A 1204-nucleotide genomic window follows, 5' to 3' on the forward strand; every position below is an offset into this window, starting at 1 on the left:
GGGCGGGAGAAGCACATGCGGGGCGGGGCGCGGGAGGCGGCCCGGGCGGGGGTCGGGCCACCCGACCTCACCAGCCCCGAGGGATTCGGGGAGTTCTACGAGGAGCATGTGGACGCGGTGCTCGGGTTCGTCACGCGCCGGGTGGCGGACCCGCACCTGGCGGCGGACCTCACGGCGGACATCTTCCTCGCGGCGCTGAAAGCCGCACCGTCGTTCCGCGCCGACAGGGGCTTACCGCGAGCCTGGCTGTACGGGATCGCGCGCAACGTCCTCGCGAGCCACGCCCGCGGCCACGCCCGGGAGCGGGACGCCGTCGCACGGCTCAGCGGGCGGCGACTCCTGGACGACGAGGACGTGGCGGCGCTGGAGGAGCGGATCGACGCACAGCGCGCCTACCGCGAGTTGGCCGAGCGGCACGCGGCCCTGTCCGAACCGCTGCGGGCCGTTCTGGACCTGGTCGTCGTGGACGGCCTCGACCCGGCCGAGGCCGCGACGGCCCTCGGAGTCACCCGGGCCACAGTCCGAGTCCGACTGCACCGGGCCCGGCGCGCCCTGCGCCACACGGCGCCGACGCGCAACGACCACCAGCGGGTTGCGGCACACCGAGTGGAGGCGGCGGGATGAACGGCCGGCCGACAGCGTTCGAGGCGCGCCTCAAGGCGGAACTCGTGGCCATCGCCCGGCAGGGACCGGGCGGGACACCGGCGGAACGCCCTGCGAAGGCCGCCGAGCGGGCCGAGGTCTCCTTCCGTGCCACCGCGGTGCGGTTCCGGACACCGCTCGCCGCCGGTGCGGCGGTCACCGCGACGGCGGCCGCCCTCCTGGCGGCACTGCCCGGCGCCGGTGCCGCCCCCGGTAGCGCGGCCGGCTCGCGCATGCCGGCCTGCCTGCCCGACCACTCGGGCAGCCCGCCGGGCAGCGGCGGGCGGGGGCCGGAGGAGACACGGACCAAGCCGGCAAGCGGGTCGCACACGGACCGCCCGCCGGTGCGCGCCTCCCCGGCGCCCTGACCGGGCGGGGATACGGCGCGCCTGTCCGGGGGGAGGGCGTCAGGTGCTCAGGAGGCGGGCCTTGGCCGCCGAGAACTCCTCCGGGGTCAGCAGGCCCTCCCGGGCGAGGGCGGCCAGCTGGGCCAGCGAGGCCGCGAGGTCGGAACCCCCGGCGGGGCCTGCTGACGCCGGAGGAGTTCTCGGCGGCCAAGGCC

Annotated in this window: 3 protein-coding genes; 2 read left to right on the forward strand and 1 reads right to left on the reverse strand. The window is 77.6% G+C overall.

Going from position 1 to position 1204, the window contains the following annotated elements; genetic code table 11:
• Window positions 1-15 precede the first annotated feature (15 nt).
• Both EF903_RS32765 and EF903_RS32770 read left to right on the forward strand, forming a co-directional pair.
• Window positions 16-624: an RNA polymerase sigma factor gene (locus EF903_RS32765; protein WP_125548558.1), complete on the forward strand. Its 609-nt coding sequence runs from the start codon at window positions 16-18 to the stop codon at window positions 622-624.
• Window positions 621-1010 carry a hypothetical protein gene (locus EF903_RS32770; RefSeq protein ID WP_125548557.1) on the forward strand — a complete coding sequence of 130 codons (390 nt, stop codon included), beginning with the start codon at window positions 621-623 and terminating at the stop codon, window positions 1008-1010. Before EF903_RS32765 ends, EF903_RS32770 begins: the two co-directional genes overlap by 4 nt.
• 39 nt (window positions 1011-1049) lie before the next feature.
• Here EF903_RS32770 and EF903_RS36235 read toward each other — a convergent pair whose 3' ends face one another.
• Complete coding sequence (locus EF903_RS36235; RefSeq protein ID WP_399422226.1) at window positions 1050-1136, reverse strand: SHOCT domain-containing protein; 87 nt, start codon at window positions 1134-1136, stop codon at window positions 1050-1052.
• Window positions 1137-1204 lie beyond the last annotated feature (68 nt).

The sequence above is a fragment of the Streptomyces sp. WAC05292 genome (assembly GCF_003949955.1).
GTDB lineage: Bacteria > Actinomycetota > Actinomycetes > Streptomycetales > Streptomycetaceae > Streptomyces > Streptomyces globosus.